This window comes from Planctomycetota bacterium (assembly GCA_016125255.1).
GTDB lineage: Bacteria > Planctomycetota > Phycisphaerae > Phycisphaerales > Zrk34 > RI-421.
The window spans coordinates 145,191-165,390 of the sequence record WGMD01000012.1 but is presented as its reverse complement, the minus strand read 5'-3'; the positions used below and the strand labels follow the sequence as shown (position 1 = coordinate 165,390).

At 63.9% G+C, this 20,200-nt stretch carries 18 protein-coding genes; 8 read left to right on the top strand and 10 right to left on the bottom strand.

The genetic code is table 11. The annotated features are described in order from the left end of the window. Positions 1-91: 91 nt before the first annotated feature. Positions 92-1,255: an aminotransferase class I/II-fold pyridoxal phosphate-dependent enzyme gene (locus GC162_11655; protein MBI1369293.1), complete on the top strand. Its 1,164-nt coding sequence runs from the start codon at positions 92-94 to the stop codon at positions 1,253-1,255. A 316-nt stretch (positions 1,256-1,571) separates the two neighbouring features. On the opposite strand, the gene GC162_11650 is transcribed toward GC162_11655, so the two are convergent. The 3 genes from GC162_11650 to cysC form a co-directional block, all read right to left on the bottom strand. Beyond that, a complete protein-coding gene (locus GC162_11650; protein ID MBI1369292.1) occupies positions 1,572-2,192 on the bottom strand; it encodes an outer membrane beta-barrel protein in 621 nt (206 codons plus the stop codon). A 141-nt stretch (positions 2,193-2,333) separates the two neighbouring features. After that, positions 2,334-3,191 (bottom strand): PHP domain-containing protein, encoded by an 858-nt coding sequence (locus GC162_11645; protein MBI1369291.1) that lies wholly within the window; start codon positions 3,189-3,191, stop codon positions 2,334-2,336. Between the two features lie 135 nt (positions 3,192-3,326). Next, positions 3,327-3,941: an adenylyl-sulfate kinase gene (gene cysC, locus GC162_11640; GenBank protein MBI1369290.1), complete on the bottom strand. Its 615-nt coding sequence runs from the start codon at positions 3,939-3,941 to the stop codon at positions 3,327-3,329. Here cysC and GC162_11635 point away from each other — a divergent pair. The 4 genes from GC162_11635 to GC162_11620 all read left to right on the top strand — a co-directional run bounded on the left by GC162_11635 (position 3,922) and on the right by GC162_11620 (position 7,304). Beyond that, positions 3,922-4,911, top strand: coding sequence for a carbohydrate kinase (locus GC162_11635; GenBank protein ID MBI1369289.1), 990 nt, complete (start codon positions 3,922-3,924; stop codon positions 4,909-4,911). The genes cysC and GC162_11635 overlap by 20 nt on opposite strands. A 132-nt stretch (positions 4,912-5,043) precedes the next feature. Further along, on the top strand, positions 5,044-5,835 hold the full coding sequence (locus tag GC162_11630; GenBank protein MBI1369288.1) for a DUF1444 family protein: 792 nt from the start codon (positions 5,044-5,046) through the stop codon (positions 5,833-5,835). 162 nt (positions 5,836-5,997) lie between these two features. Then, positions 5,998-6,585 carry a hypothetical protein gene (locus GC162_11625; protein MBI1369287.1) on the top strand — a complete coding sequence of 196 codons (588 nt, stop codon included), beginning with the start codon at positions 5,998-6,000 and terminating at the stop codon, positions 6,583-6,585. A gap of 116 nt (positions 6,586-6,701) precedes the next feature. Continuing rightward, positions 6,702-7,304, top strand: coding sequence for an anthranilate/aminodeoxychorismate synthase component II (locus tag GC162_11620; protein MBI1369286.1), 603 nt, complete (start codon positions 6,702-6,704; stop codon positions 7,302-7,304). 5 nt (positions 7,305-7,309) lie between these two features. Here the strand turns inward: GC162_11620 and GC162_11615 are convergent, their stop codons facing one another. From GC162_11615 to hflX, 6 genes are all read right to left on the bottom strand, one after another. Then, positions 7,310-8,842 carry an amidohydrolase gene (locus GC162_11615; GenBank protein MBI1369285.1) on the bottom strand — a complete coding sequence of 511 codons (1,533 nt, stop codon included), beginning with the start codon at positions 8,840-8,842 and terminating at the stop codon, positions 7,310-7,312. 104 nt (positions 8,843-8,946) lie between these two features. After that, positions 8,947-9,354 (bottom strand): response regulator, encoded by a 408-nt coding sequence (locus GC162_11610; GenBank protein MBI1369284.1) that lies wholly within the window; start codon positions 9,352-9,354, stop codon positions 8,947-8,949. Further along, positions 9,329-10,933: a response regulator gene (locus GC162_11605; protein ID MBI1369283.1), complete on the bottom strand. Its 1,605-nt coding sequence runs from the start codon at positions 10,931-10,933 to the stop codon at positions 9,329-9,331. The genes GC162_11610 and GC162_11605 overlap by 26 nt, the downstream gene beginning before the upstream one ends. Positions 10,934-11,093: 160 nt before the next feature. Continuing rightward, a complete protein-coding gene (locus tag GC162_11600; protein MBI1369282.1) occupies positions 11,094-12,164 on the bottom strand; it encodes a beta-propeller fold lactonase family protein in 1,071 nt (356 codons plus the stop codon). After that, a complete protein-coding gene (locus GC162_11595; protein MBI1369281.1) occupies positions 12,161-13,375 on the bottom strand; it encodes a hypothetical protein in 1,215 nt (404 codons plus the stop codon). Before GC162_11595 ends, GC162_11600 begins: the two co-directional genes overlap by 4 nt. A 113-nt stretch (positions 13,376-13,488) precedes the next feature. After that, positions 13,489-14,793 carry a GTPase HflX gene (gene hflX, locus GC162_11590; GenBank protein ID MBI1369280.1) on the bottom strand — a complete coding sequence of 435 codons (1,305 nt, stop codon included), beginning with the start codon at positions 14,791-14,793 and terminating at the stop codon, positions 13,489-13,491. Positions 14,794-14,913: 120 nt separating this feature from the next. Between hflX and GC162_11585 the strand changes: the two genes are divergently transcribed. Further along, the gene (locus tag GC162_11585) at positions 14,914-16,470 is read left to right on the top strand and encodes a PDZ domain-containing protein (protein MBI1369279.1); all 1,557 of its coding nucleotides are present in this window, start codon (positions 14,914-14,916) and stop codon (positions 16,468-16,470) included. Beyond that, the gene (tsaD, locus tag GC162_11580; protein ID MBI1369278.1) at positions 16,467-17,522 is read left to right on the top strand and encodes a tRNA (adenosine(37)-N6)-threonylcarbamoyltransferase complex transferase subunit TsaD; all 1,056 of its coding nucleotides are present in this window, start codon (positions 16,467-16,469) and stop codon (positions 17,520-17,522) included. The genes GC162_11585 and tsaD overlap by 4 nt, the downstream gene beginning before the upstream one ends. A 19-nt stretch (positions 17,523-17,541) precedes the next feature. Here tsaD and GC162_11575 read toward each other — a convergent pair whose 3' ends face one another. Then, positions 17,542-19,347, bottom strand: a complete 1,806-nt coding sequence (locus GC162_11575; protein MBI1369277.1) for an SLC13 family permease — start codon at positions 19,345-19,347, stop codon at positions 17,542-17,544. 88 nt (positions 19,348-19,435) lie between these two features. On the opposite strand from GC162_11575, the gene GC162_11570 reads away from it, so the two are divergent. Beyond that, the gene (locus GC162_11570; protein ID MBI1369276.1) at positions 19,436-20,131 is read left to right on the top strand and encodes a hypothetical protein; all 696 of its coding nucleotides are present in this window, start codon (positions 19,436-19,438) and stop codon (positions 20,129-20,131) included. Positions 20,132-20,200 lie beyond the last annotated feature (69 nt).

Sequence of the window (20,200 nt, the reverse complement as noted above, 5' to 3'; positions counted from 1 at the left end):
GAGTGGGGAATGCGGCGAGCGGAGTGAATCCAAACGCCGGCCCATCCGTCAGCAAGAGCATCAACCAACCAATTAATGAGTCGACTTCCCGATGGCTTCTGACATTCCTCTTTCATCACCGGACATCACCGATGCGGAAATCGCCGCGGTGACGGATGTGCTTCGATCGGGGCGGCTGAGCATCGGGCCGCGGCAGGTTCGCTTCGAGGAGATGATCGCCGAGCGGACGAAGCGGCGTCACGGCGTGGCGGTTTCGTCGGGCACGGCGGGACTGCATCTGGTGCTGGCGGCGTTGGGCATCGGCCCGGGCGATCAGGTGATCACCACGCCCTTCTCCTTCATCGCCTCCGCCAACTGCATTCTCTACGTCGGCGCGACGCCCGTCTTCGTCGACATCGACCCGGTCAGTCTGAACATGGACCCCGACAAGGTCGAGGCCGCCATCACCGACCGCACCCGCGCGATCATCGCCGTCGAAACCTTCGGCAATCCGACGCACATGGAGCGCCTCGCCTCGATCGCCCAGCGTCATGAAATCCCGCTCATCGAAGACGCCTGCGAAGCGCTGGGCGGGGTGTACAAGGGCAAGCCCGTCGGCTCATTCGGACGCGCGGCCGTGTTCGCCTTCTATCCCAACAAGCAGATCACGACAGGCGAAGGCGGCATGATCGTGACCGATGACGATCGACTCGCCGACCTGTGCCGCTCGATGCGCAATCAGGGCCGCGCCCCCGAGACGCAATCGTCGCAGGCCGGTTGGCTCAGCCACGAACGCCTTGGCTACAACTACCGGCTCTCGGAAGTCGCCGCGGCGCTGGGCGTGGTGCAGATGGAACGGCTCGACAAGCTGCTCGACCGCCGGCGGCAGGTCGCCTGCGAGTACATCGAGCGGCTCATGGACTACACCGACCTGGTCCTGCCGACGGTCTGCGATCACACGGACATGAGCTGGTTCGTCTTCGTCGTCCGCCTCACCGACGACTACACCGCGCGCGAGCGCGACCGCATCCTCACAGGCCTGCGCCGCCACGATGTCGGCTGCGCCAACTACTTCCCGCCGATTCATCTTCAACCCTTCTACCGCGAGCGCTTCGGGTTCAAACCCGGCGACTACCCCGCCACCGAAACGATCGCGCAGCGCACCATCGCCCTGCCGTTCTCGAGTATCATGGACTCGACGCAGATCGAGCTGGTCTGCCTCACACTCAAGGTCATGCTCCAGCGCGAACAGCTTCTGCGCCCGCAGAGCGAATAGCGCCGCCGATCGCGCCCCGGCACATCAAAACATATTGACATTCTCACATTCTTAAGAATGTGAGAATGTCTGCGAGGCGTGCCGCTCATTGAAAGCTCATCGCCGCCAAACCGTGCGCACGTGCGGCCGGGCTATTGTTTGCCCGTGGATTGAAAGGGAAGAAGTACACCGGCCCCAACAGGTCTTGCCAAGCCGGGAGACGGTGTTGATGTGCCCACCCGGCGATCCGCCTCAATCGCCGGGTGGTGTTTTGCGCATGTGAAAAAAGCTCAGGGATGGCCATCCCTGAGCTTTCGATTTGTGCGAGGTCGGTGTTTTAGAAGTCGATGGAGAATCCGCCATAGCCGCCGAACCCGTCGATGGACGGATTGCGGGCTTTGCCTTCGATGGAGGCGTTGGACAGATGGAAGTAGCGGAACCCGCCGATGAGCGCGAGGTTCTGTGCAAGCTGATAGCGGGCGCCGAAGCCGACATGCAGGGTGAAGTTGTGGTGCGTGCCATCGGGCGTCGGGACGCGGTGATCGCCTTCAAAGATGCCCGCCCCGCCTTCGAAGTAGATCGCAAAGGCATCGACGGGTTTCCAGAAGTAGTATCGACCGATGAGGTTGAACCCGAACGCGGCGGCATCGGGTTCGCGCTGGTCAACGCTGTAACCGACGAACTCGCCGTTGAGCGAGAGGTCGTCCCGGAGGAAGTATTCGACGTCGACGGTGCCGAACGTCAGCTTCTCGTTGTCCCCGCCGAACGCTTCGCGCCACTGGCCCGCGTAAAGATTCAGGTTCCACGAACCGGCCTTGAACGGCTCGTTCGTCGCGGCGGGCTCGAGCCCGGCGGGCGAAGCTTCGCGCTCCGGGCAGAGCGTCAGATTCGCCGCATGAAGACTCGTCCCGACCGACAACACCAGCAACCACGCACACCGCATCACCGACTGATTCACGTTACATCCCTTCGATCATTGAGTGAGATTACCACGCCGCACACCGCCCCGGACCCTCTCACAAATCGCATGCTAATCCGACCCCGACTCGTTTGCAATACGCATCGGCGTTTTGCGACGGTGCGCTTAAAACCGGGCGGATTACGCGGACTTCGATGACGCCGCCAGCGACGCGAGCACGTCGTCGGGCACCGCCTGCGACCCGATCGCAATCTGTTTGCGCAGCCCGTGATAGTCGCTGCCGCCGGTCACGATCAGCTCGTACCGCTCCGCGAGCCGGCGGTACTGATCCACCATCGCCGGCGTGTGATCGGAGTGCCAGATCTCCAGCCCGTCGAGCCCGGCCCGGACAAGCTGGGCGACGAGCTGTTGCAGTTCAGTGTCATCCTCGCACTTGAGCTGCACGGGATGGGCGAGCACGGCGACGCCGCCGGCTTCGTGAATCGCTTCGATGCCCCGCTGCGGCGCGAGGTTGTCCTTGCGGGCGTAGGCCGGGGCGCCGAATCCGATGTAGCGCCGGAACGCATCCTGAATCGACTTGGCGTAACCTTTGCGGACGAGCACGGCGGCGATGTGCGGCCGGCCGATCGTCGCACTCCCGGAAGCGCCGGCCTCGCCCGCTTCGGCGGCGATCTCGTCGAGCGTGATGTCCACGCCGAGTTTCTGAAGCGACTCGACGATCTGCGGATTGCGCATCCGACGCGCTTCCTGAAGTTCGTCGATCACGGCCCGCAGGGCCGGGGCGTCTTCACGGATGTGGTAACCGAGAAGGTGCAGCGCACCGCGCGGCTTGCCGCGCTCCGTCGAAAGCTCGATGCCCGGCACAAACGTGAGCTTCCGCCGCTTGCACGCCTTGGCGCACTCGGCGAGCCCCGCCGTCGTGTCATGATCCGTCAGCGCGATCGCCGAGAGCCCGGCCTCCGCCGCCAGCTTCGCCAGCGCCGCCGGCGCATCCGTGCCGTCCGAAGCGGTCGAGTGCATGTGAAGGTCGATAGGCATGGTGGAGAAAATGACCAATGACCAAGCACCAATGACCAAGGCAATGTTCAATGACCCAATGTCAAAATGAAAGGCCGCAGGCCGTTCCTTCCCTGGTCATTGGTGCTTGGTCATTGGTCATTTCCTTCGTATCGGTCATTTGGCGGCGATGAGTCCGCGCTCGTTCAAGTATGTGACGACTTTTTCGACCGCCTGTTCGATCGACAACTGGCTCGTGTCGACGATCAGTTCGGGCGCGGCGGGTTCTTCGTAGGGGTCGTCGATGCCGGTGAATCCCTTGATCTGGCCGGCGCGGGCCTTTTTGTAGAGCCCCTTGGGGTCGCGCTGCTCGGCGACTTCGATGGGGCAACGCACGTAAATCTCCACGAACGCCAGGCCCGCGTCCTCGTGCAGCTTCCGCACGCGGTCGCGGTCGGTGCGGTACGGGCTGATGAAGCTGGCGAGCACGATGACGCAGGCATCGGCGAACAGTTTGGCGACCTCGCCGATGCGGCGGATGTTTTCCGTGCGGTCCTCGGCGGAGAAGGTCAGATTGTTGTTGAGCCCGTAGCGGACGTTGTCGCCGTCGAGCCGGTAGCTGTGCACGCGCTGATGCAAAAGCGCCTGCTCGACGGCGCAGGCGACGGTGGACTTGCCGCTGCCGCTGAGGCCGGTGAACCAGAGGGTCGCGCCGGTGTGGCCGAGCAGTTCCCGCCGCTCCTCGCGGCCGACGACGCCGTCGTGCCAGGTGATGTTCGTTGATTTGCTCATCGTGCGGTGGGCTTCCTTTGGCCGGGGCATCGTAGCGGCTGTGCACCCCATTGCCAAACCGTATAATGCCCGACATATGGCCAATGCCCGCACGATTGTCGGCCTCGGGGAGGCGCTGTTCGATGTCTTCGGTGACGAAGCGCATCTGGGCGGCGCGCCGCTGAATGTGGCGGTGCATGCACAGCAGCTCGGCAACCACGGCATTGTCGTCTCGCGCGTCGGGCAGGACGACATGGGCCGACAGGTGCGCGACGAACTGACCAAGCGCGGCATGAGCGTCGACTATCTGCAAACCGACCCCGACCGCCCCACCGGCACCGTCATCGTCGGCACCGGCCCGGACGGCGAGCCGACGTATGACATCGTCAACCATGTCGCGTGGGACGTCATTCAGTACGACCCCGATCTGGATGCGCTGGCCCGGCGCACCGATGCGGTGTGCTTCGGTTCGCTGGCCCAGCGCGAGGCCCAGTCGCGCAACAACATCTACCGTTTCGCCGAGACGGCCCGACAGGCGGTGCGCCTTTTTGATGTGAACCTGCGGCAGGATTATTTCGATCGCCGAAGTCTGACGCGAAGCTGCGAGATCGCCACGGCCCTCAAGCTCAACACGGCGGAGCTGCGCACGCTCGACGATCTATTCAACCTCGGCGGCAGTTTCGACGACGCGGCGGCGACGCTTCTCAAGCGGTTCGATCTGCACTGGCTGGCGCTGACGCGCGGGCCGGACGGCGTGGTGGTGTATACGCCCGGCGGGAAGTTTGAGGGCGAGCCAGTGAGCGTGGACACGAGCGGGAGCGACGCGGTGGGCGCGGGCGATGCGACGGCGGCGGCGCTATTGCATGGCGTGACGCACCGCTGGCCCTGGCCCCGCACGATCGCGATGGCCAATCATCTCGGCGCTTTCGTCGCTTCGCAGAAGGGCGCCTGCCCCCAGATTCCCCAATCCCTCCAAAACATGGCCCAATGAGCCGCGTCACGCCCGACTCGGTGATTTCCCGATCAAGCCATCCGTCGCCGCGTGCCGATATCGGGCATAGGATCAGATGTCTGCGATGAACGTGGGCATCGCCGGCGACGTAACAATGACCGGAGAGAGGTCATGCCCAACGTCCCCAAAGAACCCGAGGCCTTCACCGAGCACGTCGCACGCTCCTTCCGCAAGCTCTACGACCGCTCGACCATCCACATCACCGGCCCGCTGGAGATGACCGTCGACGATCGCGTCGTCGGACTCGAAGATCTCTACCGCGCTTTCCTCAAGGACGACTCGAAGGTGCACGAGATGATCGCCGAGTTCGTCGAGGCGGTGCGCAATGTGCAGATGCTCGAAGAGACGCCGCTGCCGCTGGAGGTGGTGCGGACAAAGGTGATGCCGCGGATTCATGGTTACGGCGTCTTCCGCTCGACGCGCCCCGAACTCATCGCCCACCAGCCCTACATCAACGACACCGTGATTCTCTACATGGTCGAGCTCAACGGCGCCGCCACGCCCGTCACCACGGAGCAGCTTATCCGTTGGGGCATCGGGCTCGATGACCTGGACGCCATGGCCCGCACGAACCTGGCCGGTTATCGCCCCAATCTCGAACTTCAGCTTTTCCAGGGAGCCGAGGGCGCCGCCGCCCTGTTCAACACGGGCGACGGCTACGACGCCTCGCGCCTCCTGCTCGACCGACTCTACCCGCAGCTCGCCCCCGAATTCGGCGGCAACTTTCTCGTCGCCATCCCCGCCCGCGATATCTTCATCGCCTTCCCCAAAGAGCCCGACAACTTCGTCCACCGCCTCCAGCAACGCATCGACGACGACTACCGCTCGATGCCCTACCCCATCACGAACGATCTGTTCCTCGTGACCCTCGACGGCGTCGCCGACTGGAAACCCGCCGCGTGAATCGAGTGCGGAACGGGGAATGCGGAGTGCGGAGTAAATGACACGCCGACGCCCCCCGTTTAGCGAAGCCGCTCGCGGCCGACTTTCTTGCTAGAATGGCATGTATATGTGGAAGGCGTAGATGTACGTGTAGACTTGAGCAAAACCACATCAAGAAGACCAATGACTGACGAGTCAACAGAACTAATTCTCAATTCATCGGGTGAATTTCCAGCAGATTACGATGAGTACATCGAACGTCTAAAGGGGGAGTCTGATCGCGGCTGTGTACTGGTCGTAGCTGCCGACATTGACAATGCAGTATCCGAACTGCTGCGTGCCTATTGGGTAAACAATGCTCAACTTTCGGATATGCTGCTTCGACCCACGGGCCCACTCGGTAATGCTGCCGTAAAGTTGCAAGTTGCATACATGAGTGGCCTGATTAACGAAAAAACATTTCGGACAGCATCGAAAGTGATCAAGATTCGCAACGAATGTGCTCACAAAATTGCCGTCGACCTAGATTCGCAACCAATCATCGATTGGGTACGAGAGATGGAGCCAGCGAGCTTAAGTATTCTAGGATCAACTTTACCGAAGTTGGTGAAAGGACGAATCGCTTTCGTGATTGGGTCAATGACGGTTGCTAGAAATATCCGAGTCGTCGCTATCAATACGCAGAGAATGGAACCTGGCCGATTCTATGCAAAAAACGATAAACGCATTACAATGTGTGAATCTTCAGTGCATTTCGATTTTGAAGAATGAATTGATTTCTCGTGTGGCGGTTTGACGTTATGCGAGTAGGATGGGTCAAGTGTAGCGGACCCAACCTACGTGAAGAACCCTGATCCCCAACCCCTAACCCCCGACCCCCTTCTCCCATGATTCTTCTCATCGACAACTACGACAGCTTCACCTACAACCTCGTGCAGCGGATTGGCGAGCTTGACGCTTCGCTGGATCTGCGCGTGGTGCGGAATGACAAGATTTCGGCGGACGAGGCGGAGGCGATGAAGCCGGAGCGGGTCATCATCTCGCCCGGGCCGTGTACGCCGGCGGAGGGCGGGGTGTCGAACGACATCATCCTGCGCTTCGAGGGGCGCGTGCCGATTCTGGGCGTGTGCCTGGGGCATCAGTGCATGGGCTTCACGCACGGCATGATCGTCGAGCGGAACTACCGGCTGATGCACGGCAAGACTTCGCCGATCCATCACGACGGCAAGGGCGTGTTCGCGGGGCTGAGCAATCCGTTCGAGGCGACGCGGTATCACAGTCTGGTGGTGCGGCGGGAGACGGTGCCGACGGATTTGTGGGAGATCAGCGCGTGGACGGCCGAGGGCGAGGTGATGGGGATGCGGCGCAAATGGGACAAGGCGCCGATCGAAGGCGTGCAGTTCCATCCCGAGAGTTTTCTGACGGTCGAGGGGCCGATGCTGCTGGCGAATTTTCTGGGGCTGCCGAGGCCGGTCGTTTCGGCGATGTGACCGGATTACGCCGAGGGTCCGCCGTTCAAGGCCCAGGCGCACATGAGTCGGATGCCGACGGGGATGGCGGCGTCGGTGAAGTCGTACTGGCTTGAGTGCAGGCCGGGGTAGTCTTGGCGATCGTGCGGGCGGACGCCGATGAAGGCGAAGAAGCTGGGCACGTGCTGACCGTAAAACGCGAAGTCCTCGCCGGGCATGACGGGGACGGGCAGGTCGATGACGGCCTTTTCGCCGAGCGTTCGCCGGGCGATGCTCATGGCGTAGGCGCAGACGCCCGGGTCGTTGACGAGCACGGGGTAGCCCTGATCGAAAGTCGCATGGGCGGTGCAGCGGTGCGCGGCGGCGATCTGCGCGGCGACTTCGTTCATGCGCGATCGCAGCAGTACACCGGTGGCGGGCGTGATGAATCGATACGTGCCACGAATCGTCGCGGTGTCGGGAATGACATTGGGCGCTTCGCCGGCGTGCAGCGAGCCGACGCTGATCACGGCCGGGTCCACCGGATCGCGGTCGCGTGTGATGATCGTCTGAAGCGCGGTGACGATCTGTGCGGCGGCGACGATGGGGTCATGGCACAGGTGCGGCATGGCGCCGTGGCCCCCGCGGCCGCGCACTTCGATGGTGAAGTCGGCGGGGGCGGCCATGAGCGGACCGGAACGACTGGCCATCACGCCCACAGGCAGCATCGGCACGCCGTGCAGTCCGAACATCGTGCTCACATCCTTCAGCGCCCCGCCTTCGATCATGCGCTTGGCCCCCGCGCCGATTTCCTCGGCGGGTTGAAACACGAAGCGCACCGGGCGCGGCAACTGATCGCGCAGTTCGCTGAGGACGCGGGCGGCGCCGATGAGGATCGTGGTGTGCCCATCGTGTCCGCAGGCGTGCATGCAGCCGGGGTGCTGCGAAGCGTAAGGCAGCATCGTCTGCTCGTCGATCGGCAGCGCGTCCATGTCAGCCCGCAGACCGATCGCGCCGCCGCCGTCGCCGAGGCGCCCGACGACGCCGGTTTGGGCGATGTCCTTTTCATATTCGACGCCCGCCGCGTCAAGCTCGCGCCTTACCATGGCGCTGGCGTAGGTTTCCTTGTAGCCGAGCTGCGGATGGGCATGCAGATCGTGGCGCAAGGCGACCAGGTCGCTCAGATGGCGCGCGATCAGATCATCGATATGTTCAGCAAGCGTCGGATTCATGCGGTGACATTGTAGTATCGGCCGGGGACGGTGCGGTCGATCAACGGCGGTCACCGCGGGGGTGCGGGACGGTCCTTTGCCGCGGAGGCATCGGCGGCAAGGGCGTCGATTCGAGGATTTCCTCAAAGAGATTGGGGAGCTGAGCGGCATGGGCCCACGGATCCGCCGCCGCGTCCTCCGCCCACTCGAACCCGGGCAGGTCCAGCGCGTCCTGACACGCGTCGACCCCGTCGGCTTCGATCCTGCGGCCGCTCTGCGAAGAGGCGTCGGGCCAGTGTCCGTAACGACCGGTGACGAAATGATCCATGTCGTTGCTCCTCGTCGACGCGCCGGGTCCGTGTGCATCATCGTCGCCGCCCCGCCGCCGGTTAAGCGCGGGTCGATCGTTTGTCGTGATGCGACGGTTGGCGCGGCGGAGCAGGCGGCGCAGATGTTACAAACGGAGTCATGCCTCAGGCGCTGGCGGAGCGGCGCGCCGGCGCGTCGGTGTCGTCCATGTTGACGACGGAGCGCAGTGCGGCCAGGACATCGAGCGAGTTGTACGGTTTGGCGAGGAAGTCGGCCGCGCCGACATCGAATGCGGCGCGGCGGGCCTGCGCATCGTCCTTGCCCGAGAGCACGATCACAGGAATCGACGCCAGCGACACGTCGGCGGCGAGGCGGCGGCAAACGTCGTAGCCGTCCAGGTCAGGCAGATGCAGATCAAGCACGATCGCGCCGGGGCGATGCTCGGCGGCGGCGGCGAGACCGGATGCGCCGTCGGCGGCGGCGGCGACGGCGAAGCCGGACTCTTCAAGTCGAAGGCGCAGCGCGGCGACAAGGCGTTCATCATCATCAATGAGCAGTATGCACGGACGCATGATCAGTACTCCATTCGATCGCCGCGGTGAGCTGCGCGTGCAACGCACGATGCGATTCGTTCAGCGGCCAGGACCCCAGAATGTTCAAACGCACAGACGCCCCGCTCTGTCCTCGTGACCGGCGGGACGCCTCGATGGTCTGATTCAGTTCCTCCGCCCGCGCCGCCGTCGACGGCCAGCGTCCGATGACCAGCACCGACCGGTGCGAGGGATGGGCCAGGATCAATTCGGAGGAGGCGCCGGTGTGTGCGAGCAATCGGTGAAGCGACTCGAATTCATTTTCGTCAGCGGCGCCGAACCGGATCGCGCCCAGTTCCGCGCTGTCGTCGGCGTGAAGCCGGCTGTGGAGAAAATTGTGGAGGATGCGGGATGGTTCGTCGGCGCTGAGCGTGATGGAAAAGGTGCTGCCTTCTCCGCGACGACTGACGAGTGCGACGCGGCCGAGATTGAGCTGCACCAGTTGCTGCACGATGCTCAGACCGAGCCCCAGGCCGCGGGCGCCATGCGGCTCGTGCTCGCCTTCGGCGTCGCCCTGATGGAAGCGCTCGAAGATGCGGTCCCGCTGCGCTTCGTCCAGACCGGGCCCGGCATCGATGACGCTCACGCGCACGTCGCCGCACGCATCAGGTTCCGCGGCGAGACAAACGGTCGAACCGGGCGGCGAAACTTTGATCGCATTGGACGCGAGATTGATCAGCACGCGACGGATCTTCTCGCCGTCGGCATACACGGGATTGACATCCGGCGCGATGCGCGTTTCGAGCGTGACCTGGCGCGACCGGGCCTGAAGCGTGAGCATCTGGATCGCCCGATCGATCAGGTCGGCGACCCGGTGCGACTGGCGATCGGTCCGGACCGTGCCGACGCGCAGGCGCGTCGAGTCCAGGAAATCGTCGACCATGTGCGACATTTCGCGCGCCGCGGCCATGATGACGTTCAGATGCTGCCGCTGCTTGTCGTTGACCGGGCCGTCGAGCTCGTCCGCAATGATCGCCGCATATTCCTGCACGACGGTCAACGGCGTGCGGAAATCGTGCGCCACGTCGTCGACGAACCCGTGCGCCGCATCGCTCAGCTCCGAGAGCCGGCGGTTCTTGCGCGCCAGATCCGTCGTGACCTGCTTGAGCTGACCCGTGAGCTCGCGATTGAGTTCCTCCAGACGGTAGCGCCGCGCGGCATGGGCGATGGCGTGCGCGAGCATCATCGGCTGCTCGATGAAGTCGCTTTTGACGAGATAATCGGCGGCGCCGCTGTGGAATGCCTTGGCGGCGATGCGCTCCGAGCCGTGACTGGTCATCAGGAGCACCGGGCCGACGCGGGCGTGCACGAACTTGGGCAGCCAATCCAGGCCGGAGCCGGCGGGCATCGCGTAGTCGCAGAGCACGACGCATATCCCGTCCGTCTGCAGATGCGCCATCGCCGTGGCCGGATCGGCGCACACGACGATCCGAGCCGGCGCGTCTTCGGGACTGAACAGATGCGCGGTCGTCTCGACGGCGCGGCGGACAATCCGCTGATGCTCCGCATCGTCGTCGACCACCACCACTTTGCTGACGAGATTCGAGGCGCGTTGATTCATCGGCGGTCCTTCACCCGGAAACTGCAAACATCCTGCCGCCTCATTGTCTTGTATCGTATGCTCGGGGACCCCGGTTCAGTCCACTGACCAAAATGCAATTCATGTCAACAACCAGGCGCCCCAATCGCGCCGGTCCGTGTCAGCGTCATATTCCATATGATCAATGTAAACGATAGAAAGTCACCCAGTTGGGCTTGGGCCCAAGCTCGGCGTGACCGAGACTGGTCAGGCGACCGGTGCGCTCATCGCGCCGGTACACCGTAATCCCCCCGGATTTTTCGCCCACCGCCGCCACGTATCGATCCTCCAGATCGATCGCGAATCCGCGCGGCACCGCCTCCGTTTCCACACGTTCGATAAATCGCAATGACCCGTCGAATGCATTGATCGCATACACCGCCAGCGAGTCGTGCCCGCGGTTGGAAGCGTACAGGAAGCGCGCATCCGCGCTCAGATGAATCTCGGCGCACGTGTTTTTGCCTTGAAAATCGCCCGGAAGCGTCGTGAGCGTCTGCATCGGCGTGAGCGTGCCGTGGGCGCGGTCGAAGGTGTAGCACGTCACCGACGAACCCAGTTCGTTGACCGTATAGGCGCGATCGAGCTTCGGATGAAAGCGCATGTGACGCGGCCCCGCCCCGTCGGGCGGATGCACCATCGGCGGATCGTTCGGGCTGAGCATACCCGTGGCCGGGTCGAATTTGAACTGGTACACCGCGTTGGGCCCGGTGTGCGGCACGAAAAGAAATTTGCCGCTGGCGTCGAAGATGGTGGCGTGCGCGTTCTTGTCGGTCTTGACGACCTGCACGGGACCTTCGACGACGTTGCCGTCATCATCAATGCGGTTCACGGACACCATACCCTCGGTGTAGTACGCCGCGAGGAGGTAGCGGCCGGTCGGGTCGATGGCGATGAACGGCGCGGAGCCGGGCAGCGGCGTGGTGTGCCGCGGGGTGATGGTGCCGGTAGCGGGGTCGATGTCGCAGACGACGACGGTCTTGTCGCCGCGTGCCGCCACGTAGAGCCGCTTGCCGTCGGCGCTGATCGCGATCGGACCGGGGTCCTTGCCGACCGCCACATCCGGCCGGCGGCTGATCGCGCCGGTGGCGGAGTCCAGGTCGTACGTGGCGACCACGCCCGCACCCCCGACGCTCACATAAAACACCTGCCCGCCCGAAGCGGCGCAGCCGGTCACGAACACGATGCACGCGGCGAGAATGGAAAAGTACCTCATGGGCGAATCATACCGCGCGACCGCCGCCTGCCAACCGCGCCGCGCCGAAACATCATCGCCCCCGCGATCATCATCACCGCCGCGCTCGACGGCTCCGGGATCGCCACCGGGCCGAGCACATACTGAATCTCCCCGCCGGCCCAGACGGGAATGAGCCCCAGCGCATAATCGCCTGTCATATGAAACGTCACCGTCAACGTCGGATTGTCCACCGTCAACGCCGGATCGAATCCCGACGGCAGTCCGTCGATGATCGCCTGCGCCTCCGATGCACGCAGCGCGATGTAGGTGATCGGGTTGGACGTATCGTACGGCTCGGGGTTCACGAAGCCGTCGGTCGGCGTGTCAAAGAACGGATCCGTCGGCAGCACCGGTCCGTTGGGCACCAGCGCCAGCCAGCCCGGCGGCAGTTCAATGCTGTCGACGATGCTCGGATCGATGCCGAAGTTGATGTTGGGCATGTGCTCCGGGTCATTGGGGTCGGGCACGGCGTTGGCGGGTTGAAACTGAATCTGAAACGGGAAGACGTTGAGCTGCGGCGGCGGCAACGGATTGACGTTGCCCTGCGGGACGGCCGCACCGCCAGCCGCGGCGGGGCCGTACAACGCACTGATCTCCTTCTTGTCCTGACCGTTGAGGTTGCCGTCGCCGTCGGCGCTGCGCTCATCGGAATTCTGCGTGTGCGAAGTGACGGTGCCGGTCGCGTCGTCAGCCAGACCGATGATGTGCGTCATCTCGTGCTCGGCGAGATTCTTGAGGTACTCCTGTTCCGACATCGTGCCCGCGGGCAGCGCATTGCGGAACTTGGATGTGCCCCCGTCGAGTTTCTCGCCGTCCGTCGTCGGGCCGGACTCCGCATCGTTCTGCCCCGGCCCCAGCGTGCCCCCGTCCGCCTCCCATGTGACCTTCACGACGTTCGTCGCATTCGCCGGCGGATTGCCGATGACCACATTGATGTTCACCATCCGCGCCATCAACGCCTCCGACCACCGCAAAAATCCATCCCGCACCAGCGCATCGCGGCCCTGCGCCTTCGGATCGACCTGGATGTAGATGTTAATCGTCGAATTCTTGGGCCAGCGCGGCGGCTTGATGATCTGGTCGCCCCAGACGAACACCTTGCCCATCGCATGACACGCCATCAGCGCGATCAACCCCCCCGCCAACGCGCACCACCACCGCCGCCGCGCACACATCATGTGACTGCTCATGCCAACCTCCTGTGAAATGTCACAACATCTCATTCGACCGAACGAAAACGAAGTGTCGCACAGCACCCGACACCTGATGCTAGCGCCCGATCCGCCGCCCCGCCACGGAAAAATCAGGCGGATTCGACGATTTCAAAGCGCGCCCCCGTGGCGCGAAGCTGGTCGAGCTGGCGCTGGCCGATCGTCAGTTTCAACAGGACGTAATCCGTGTCGTACTGGCGGTCGTGGACCTTGGCGCGGTTTTCGATCATGTGCAGGGCCTTGCCCTCGCGCATCGGCACGCGGAGCGTCAGGTCGACCATCCCGCCCCGCTGGGCCTCGCGCACCGCCGCGACCAGCTTGTCGAGCCCGGTGCCGCGGGCGGCGCTGATGGGGATCGCGTTGGGATGCGCCTGCTGAATGAGCAACAGGTGCGTGTTGTCCTCCACCCGATCGATCTTATTGAGCAAAAGCAGGCGCGGCTGATCGACGGCGTCGATCTCCTTGAGCACTGTGTCCACCGTCGCCAGATGCGCCTCCGCCTGCGGGTCCGACACGTCCAGCACGATCAACAGCAGGTCCGAGTGGATCGACTCTTCGAGCGTCGCGCGGAAGCTGGCGACCAGATGGTGCGGCAGATTCTTCACGAACCCGACGGTGTCGGAGAGCATCACCGAATCCCCGCCGCCCAGGTCCCATCGGCGCGTGCGCGTGTCGAGCGTGGCGAACAGCAGGTTCTCGGCGAAGACGCTTTCGCCGGTGAGTGTATTAAAGAGCGTGCTCTTGCCGGCGTTGGTGTACCCGACGAGGCCGACGGTGAAAAAGTCGGTGTTGCGCTTGTCCACCTCGCGTCGCTTGCGGCTCTGAATCCGCTCGATCTCACGGCGCAGTTCCGCCTTGCGGTTCTGCACGATGCGCCGGTCGGTTTCGATCTGCGTTTCGCCCGGCCCGCGCGTGCCCACGCCCGCCCCCGCGCCGATGCGCTCCAGGTGCGTCCACATCCCCGCCAGCCGCGGATACGTGTACTCGAGCTGTGCCAGCTCCACCTGAAGCTTCGCTTCGTGCGTCCGCGCCCGACTCGCGAAGATGTCCAGAATCAGTTCACTGCGGTCGAGGATCTTCACCTTGACGATCTCTTCGATGTTGCGAATCTGCGAAGGCGACAGGTCGTTCTCGAAGATGACCACCTGCGCTTCGTGCGCCTGCACCATCATCGCCAGTTCATCCACCTTGCCGCGCCCGATGAACGTCCCGGCGACGGGATGCGCGCGGTGCTGAATCAACTCATCGACGACGAGAGCCCCCGCCGCTTCCGCCAGCGCCCGCAGTTCCGCCAGCGGGTCGTAGCCCGGTCCTTTCGCCGCCCACGGAGCCGGATCGAGCACCGCCGCCAGAACCGCCTTTTCCGCCTGTACTGAGATGTCCTTGCGCTCGGCCATATGGCCCATATCGTAGCCCGCACGCGACGCGTCCGTCCCGCCCCGTGCGTTTCTTTGGCAGCTCCATGAACTTGCGGCTACAATATCGCGTCTTAACCCCCAACACTGGGAGCCAAGTTCATGGCGAGAATCCGCTTCGAGTTCGTCATCCTCGCGGTCCTGCTGGGCATCTTCCTCGGCCGCATCCCCGATACCCTCGCCCTCCGCGGCAATGCCTACGACTTCTTCGACACGGTCGTCGACGTCCGCAGCGAGATCGTCCGCAATTACGTCGAGGAGCCGGACCAGAAGAAGATGCTCACCGGCGCGATCAACGGCATGGTCGCCTCGCTCAATGATCCCTACACCGACTACTTCGACCCCGAGAGTCTCGAAGCATTTGACAAGCAGACCCGCGCCACGTTCAGCGGCATCGGCGCCGAGATCAGTTCCGAAGACGGCCACCTGACCATCGTCTCCCCGCTCGAAGACTCCCCCGCGTTCGAGGCGGGCGTCATGGCGGGCGATGTGATTCTCGAAATCGACGGCAAAAGCACCGAAGGCCTCGACTCCAACGAAGCCGTCAAACGCATCACCGGCCCCGAAGGTACGGTCGTCAAGCTTAAGCTCCGGCACCTCTCCGGCGAGGAAGTCACGTTCGAGATCACCCGCCGCCGCATCGAGATTCAGACTGTCAAGGGTTTCTCCCGCACGAAGGACCATCACTGGAACTTCATGCTCGATCCCGACAATCACATCGGCTACATCCGCCTCACTCAGTTCTCCGATCCCTCGGCGGACGCGCTCAAGGCGGCGATCGATCAGCTTAAGCAGGAAGGGCTCAAGGGGCTGATCCTCGACCTGCGGTTCAACCCCGGCGGGCTGCTCAATCAGGCCGTCGAAATCTCCGACATGTTCCTTTCCAGCGGCACGATCGTCTCCACCAAAGGCCGCAACAGCCCCGAGCGGATTCAGACGGCCACCAAGGCGCTGGACGAAGGCGACTTCCCGGTCGTGGTGATGGTCAATGAGTTCAGCGCGTCGGCGGCGGAGATTCTCTCCGGCGCCCTCAAGGACAACAACCGCGCGATCATCCTCGGCACCCGCAGCTTCGGCAAGGGCTCCGTGCAGCAGGTCATGGCGCTGGAAGGCGGCAACGGCGCGATCAAGGTGACAATGGCGTACTACTACCTGCCGTCCGGCCGAAACATCCATCGCCGCGAAGGCGCCGATACATGGGGCGTCGATCCCAATGACGGGTACTACGTGCCGATGAGCTTCGATGAAATCCGCAAGATGACCGAGCTCCGACGCGACTCGGATGTCATCAAGGACGGCAACGGGTCGGCGGATAAAGTCACGCCCGACTGGCTCCGCGACAAGCGCAGCGACAAGCAGCTCGCCGCCGCGCTGGAGACCATGGTCGCCAAGGTCACGACCGGCGAATTCAAGAAGGTCGGCCTCGCCAACGCCACCCTGCTCGCTCACGTCAGCGAAAAGGCGAATCTCGAAAAGCGGCGCGATCTGCTTCAGGAAAACCTCGACGCGGTGAACAAGAAGCTCGTCGAAGTGCAGCAGAAAATCGAGGCCAACGACAGCAGCAAACCCGCTGACAAGACGGCCAAAGCGGACAAGAAGGACGACGCCGCGGCGGCCAAACCCGTCGACAAACCCGAACCGGCGCCCGCGGCTCCGTGAACGCCTCCTCGCTGATCCTCGGCATCGAATCCAGTTGTGACGAAACCGCCGCGTCCGTGGTGCGCGACGGCGTCACGGTGCTCTCGAACGTCATCGCCTCGCAGCATGATCTGCACGCCAAGTTCGGCGGCGTCGTGCCCGAAATCGCCAGCCGGGCGCACATCGAACGCATCCTCCCCGTCATCAACGAAGCCCTCGACAAGGCCGGCGTCACGCTCAACGACCTGACCGCCGTCGCCGTGGGCAATCGCCCGGGGCTCATCGGCTCGCTGCTCGTCGGCGTCAGTGCCGCCAAGGCGCTGGCGTGGTCATTGGGCAAACCGCTCGTGGCGGTCGATCATGTCGAAGCGCATCTCTATGCGGCGGCGCTCGACAGCGATCCGATCGCATATCCGGCGCTCGGACTCGTCGTCAGCGGCGGGCATACGAGCTTGTACCTGCTGCGCGATGCGATGCACATCGAGGTGCTGGGACGCACGATCGACGATGCGGTCGGCGAGGCGTACGACAAGGTGGCAGCGATTCTGGACCTGGGCTTCCCCGGCGGGCCGATCGTCGACAAACTCGCCAGGACCGGCGACGCCAACGCCATCGACTTCCCCCGCTCGCTGCTGGATCGCGAAAGTCTGGATTTTTCTTTCAGCGGGATGAAGACCGCTGTGCTTTACAAAGTGCGCGGCCATCCGGTCGGCCGGGGCCGCGCCGCGACCTTCGAGCGCAGCGCCGCCGATCTGACCGACACGCAGAAAGCCGACATCGCCGCGTCCTTTCAGCGGGCCGCCGTCGATGTGCTCATCCGCAAGCTCGAGCGCGCCATCACGCAGCACCCCGACATCCGCAGCATCGTCATCGGCGGCGGCGTCAGCGCCAATTCGCGCCTGCGCGCCGAGTCGCTGGCCTTCGGCGAAAAGAACAAGCTGCCGGTGCGCCTGCCGCGCATGGCCTTCTGCATCGACAACGCCGCGATGATCGCCGGCCTCGGTCACGAGCACCATCGCGCCGGCCGTTTCGCCGACCTGAACCTCGAAGCCGCCGCCACGGCGAGCATCTGAATTTCTCGGGGAATTCCGCTTAATTGAACGGCCAGACCATCGGGATGATGATCATCGCGATGACGAAGAGCAGAGCGCTGATGGGGATGCCGATGCGGGCGTAGTCGGTGAACCGGTAGCCGCCGGGGCCGTAGACCATGAGGTTGGTTTGATAACCGATGGGCGTGGCGAAGCTGGCGCTGGCGGCGATCATGATGGCGATGACGAAGGGCATGGGGTTGACGCCCAGCGAGGTCGCGGAGGCGAAAGCGATCGGCAGAACGAGCACGGCGGCGGCGTTGTTGGTGATCACTTCGGTGAAGGCCATCGTGAGCAGGTAAATCGCCCCGAGGACGAGGTACGGATTATCGCCGACGAGGCCGATCACGTGATGCGCGATCACCTTCGCCGCCCCGCTGACCTCGACGGCCCGGCCCAGTCCCAGCGCGGTGGCGATGACGATGAGTAACTGCCAGTCGATCGAGCGGCGGGCGCCGGAGGCGTTGCAGCAGCGTGTGGCGATCATGGCCAGACCGGCGATCAACGCCGCCTGAATCATGTCGACCCATCCCATCGCCGCGATGAACACCATGCCCGCCATGATCAACAGCGCGATCCACGCCCGGTCATGCCGCGGCGGGGCCGAGTCGGCGACGCTCGACACCAGGTAAAAATCGCGGCTGTCGCGGTGCTGCTCGGCGAATGACGCCCGCGCTTCAAGCAGCAGCGTGTCGCCGGCGCGCAGCACAATGTCACCGATTTTGCGGCCCTTGATGCGCTCGCCGTTGCGCGCCACCGCGATCACCGCCGCGTTGTACACGCTGCGGAATCCCCCTTCGCGGATCGACATGCCGACGATCGGGCACGAGTCGGACACGACCGCCTCGACGAGGCAGCGATTGACGCGCGGGGCGTCGAGCTTGTACACCTGGCTCGTCGCCGGTCCGAGTCCGCGAATCTTCTGAAGGTCCTTGACCGAATCGATGATGCCCACGAACACCAGCCGGTCTCCCGCCGTGAGCTGCACATTCGACGACACCGCCGCCATGATCTGCCCCGACCGCTCGATCTCCATCAGGTACAGTCCCGGCAGATGGCGCAGGCCGGCGTCTTCGATGGTCCTGCCCACCAGCGGGCCGCCCTGCTCGACCATCATTTCGACGGTGTACTCGCGCGCATCGTCCTGCGGGCTGAGCACGGGCTTGCGCTCCGGCAAAAGCCAGCGATGCGTGAGCAGCACCATGAGCGTCCCCGCCACCGCGCATGGCACGCCGACCCATGCGATGTCGAACATCCCCATGCCGGGCATCTTCGCGTCGTTGACGAGCCAGCCGTTGACGACGAGGTTCGTGCTGGTGCCGATGAGCGTGCAGATGCCGCCGAGGATCGAAGCGTAGGACAGCGGGATCATCAACTTGCTGACGCTGATGCGCTGCCGCCGGCCCCAGTCGCCGACGACCGGCAGGAGCATGGCGACGAGCGGCGTGTTGTTGACGAAAGCGCTCATGGCGGCGGTGGGCCACATGAGCCGATTCATCGCGCCGTTGATCGTCTTGGGATGTCCGAGCACGCCCTGCGAGAGCCAGTAGGTCGCGCCCGTCTCGCGCAGCCCCGCCGCGACGATGAACAGCGCGGCGACGGTCAGCATGCCTTCGTTGCCGAAGCCCGCCAGTGCGTCCTTGATGGTAAGGATGCCGACCTTCCATCCCGATTCAGTCGGCACGGGAATGATCATCAGCAGCGTCAGCCCGCCAATCATGATGGCGTCCGGCGCGCGCCGCGTGAAGACGAGCAACGACAACACCAGCCCGATCACCCCGAGCGTCACCCAGCCTTCATAACCCATCGTGGCAAATCCTTTGCAACTTTACAGGTCAGGCCGACAATGCTATCACCCATTCATGCGCATTTCCCGTTTGCCTATGCCCGCATGCATGTGCCTCACGATCGCCGTGACGCTCGGCAGTTGTCAGCAGCCGACCCGGTTGAAACCCGCCGACCCGCCGCGGCACGATTTTGAGTCGCCCGTGGCTGCCAATGTCATCGACCAGATCGCCGTCCTGCTTCCACTCAAAACCGCCGATCGCTCGTATCTGATCGTCGAAGGCGACGCGACCGGTTCGCATGTCGTCTTGTCCATGACCGAGGATCCCACGGACGCGGCGTTCCCCTGGCGCGTCACCGACGGTGAGCGCGTCGAACATCTTGGCCGGGCGGACGATGGGTCGATCGTTCTCGGCGCCGTCGAGGACAAGCCGCACAATGCATTGACGATCTACGATCCGCCGATGCCGCTCCTGCCCGCCGGTCTGGAACCGGGCAAGTCGATGCAGTTCACCAGCAAGATGACCATCGTCGGCCTCGATCACCCCGATCAGCAGCGCGACCGCGGCACCGCCACACGCACCATCACCCACATCGCCGATCAAACCGTCATCACGCCCTCCGGCTCCGTCCGCACGCGCAAAATCAAATCCGAAGAAGACGCCAAACTCGGCCTGGCGAGCGTCCATGTCGAAGATGTGCACTGGTACGCGCCGAAGCGCGGGCTCATGGCCGAGGACCACACCGAAAACGTCACGGCGCTGTTCCTGCATTGGACGACGCATCGGCTGATCATCGCCGACTGAATCGGCGCGATTCGGCCTCTTCGACGCATCAATTTGTGCAACCGCCGATTGCCTTGCGCGACGAAGGCA

What these genes read in the sequence shown, in the direction of transcription:
- GC162_11615 (MBI1369285.1), bottom strand. Translation starts at nt 8,842, where the DNA reads ATGATGCACACGGACCCGGCGCGTCGACGAGGAGCAACGACATGGATC.
- GC162_11620 (MBI1369286.1), top strand. Translation starts at nt 6,702, where the DNA reads ATGATTCTTCTCATCGACAACTACGACAGCTTCACCTACAACCTCGTG.
- GC162_11630 (MBI1369288.1), top strand. Translation starts at nt 5,044, where the DNA reads ATGCCCAACGTCCCCAAAGAACCCGAGGCCTTCACCGAGCACGTCGCA.
- GC162_11585 (MBI1369279.1), top strand. Translation starts at nt 14,914, where the DNA reads ATGGCGAGAATCCGCTTCGAGTTCGTCATCCTCGCGGTCCTGCTGGGC.
- GC162_11655 (MBI1369293.1), top strand. Translation starts at nt 92, where the DNA reads ATGGCTTCTGACATTCCTCTTTCATCACCGGACATCACCGATGCGGAA.
- GC162_11605 (MBI1369283.1), bottom strand. Translation starts at nt 10,933, where the DNA reads ATGAATCAACGCGCCTCGAATCTCGTCAGCAAAGTGGTGGTGGTCGAC.
- GC162_11635 (MBI1369289.1), top strand. Translation starts at nt 3,922, where the DNA reads ATGTTCGTTGATTTGCTCATCGTGCGGTGGGCTTCCTTTGGCCGGGGC.
- GC162_11595 (MBI1369281.1), bottom strand. Translation starts at nt 13,375, where the DNA reads ATGAGCAGTCACATGATGTGTGCGCGGCGGCGGTGGTGGTGCGCGTTG.
- GC162_11575 (MBI1369277.1), bottom strand. Translation starts at nt 19,347, where the DNA reads ATGGGTTATGAAGGCTGGGTGACGCTCGGGGTGATCGGGCTGGTGTTG.
- GC162_11600 (MBI1369282.1), bottom strand. Translation starts at nt 12,164, where the DNA reads ATGAGGTACTTTTCCATTCTCGCCGCGTGCATCGTGTTCGTGACCGGC.
- GC162_11610 (MBI1369284.1), bottom strand. Translation starts at nt 9,354, where the DNA reads ATGCGTCCGTGCATACTGCTCATTGATGATGATGAACGCCTTGTCGCC.
- hflX (MBI1369280.1), bottom strand. Translation starts at nt 14,793, where the DNA reads ATGGCCGAGCGCAAGGACATCTCAGTACAGGCGGAAAAGGCGGTTCTG.
- GC162_11625 (MBI1369287.1), top strand. Translation starts at nt 5,998, where the DNA reads ATGACTGACGAGTCAACAGAACTAATTCTCAATTCATCGGGTGAATTT.
- GC162_11570 (MBI1369276.1), top strand. Translation starts at nt 19,436, where the DNA reads ATGTGCCTCACGATCGCCGTGACGCTCGGCAGTTGTCAGCAGCCGACC.
- cysC (MBI1369290.1), bottom strand. Translation starts at nt 3,941, where the DNA reads ATGAGCAAATCAACGAACATCACCTGGCACGACGGCGTCGTCGGCCGC.
- GC162_11645 (MBI1369291.1), bottom strand. Translation starts at nt 3,191, where the DNA reads ATGCCTATCGACCTTCACATGCACTCGACCGCTTCGGACGGCACGGAT.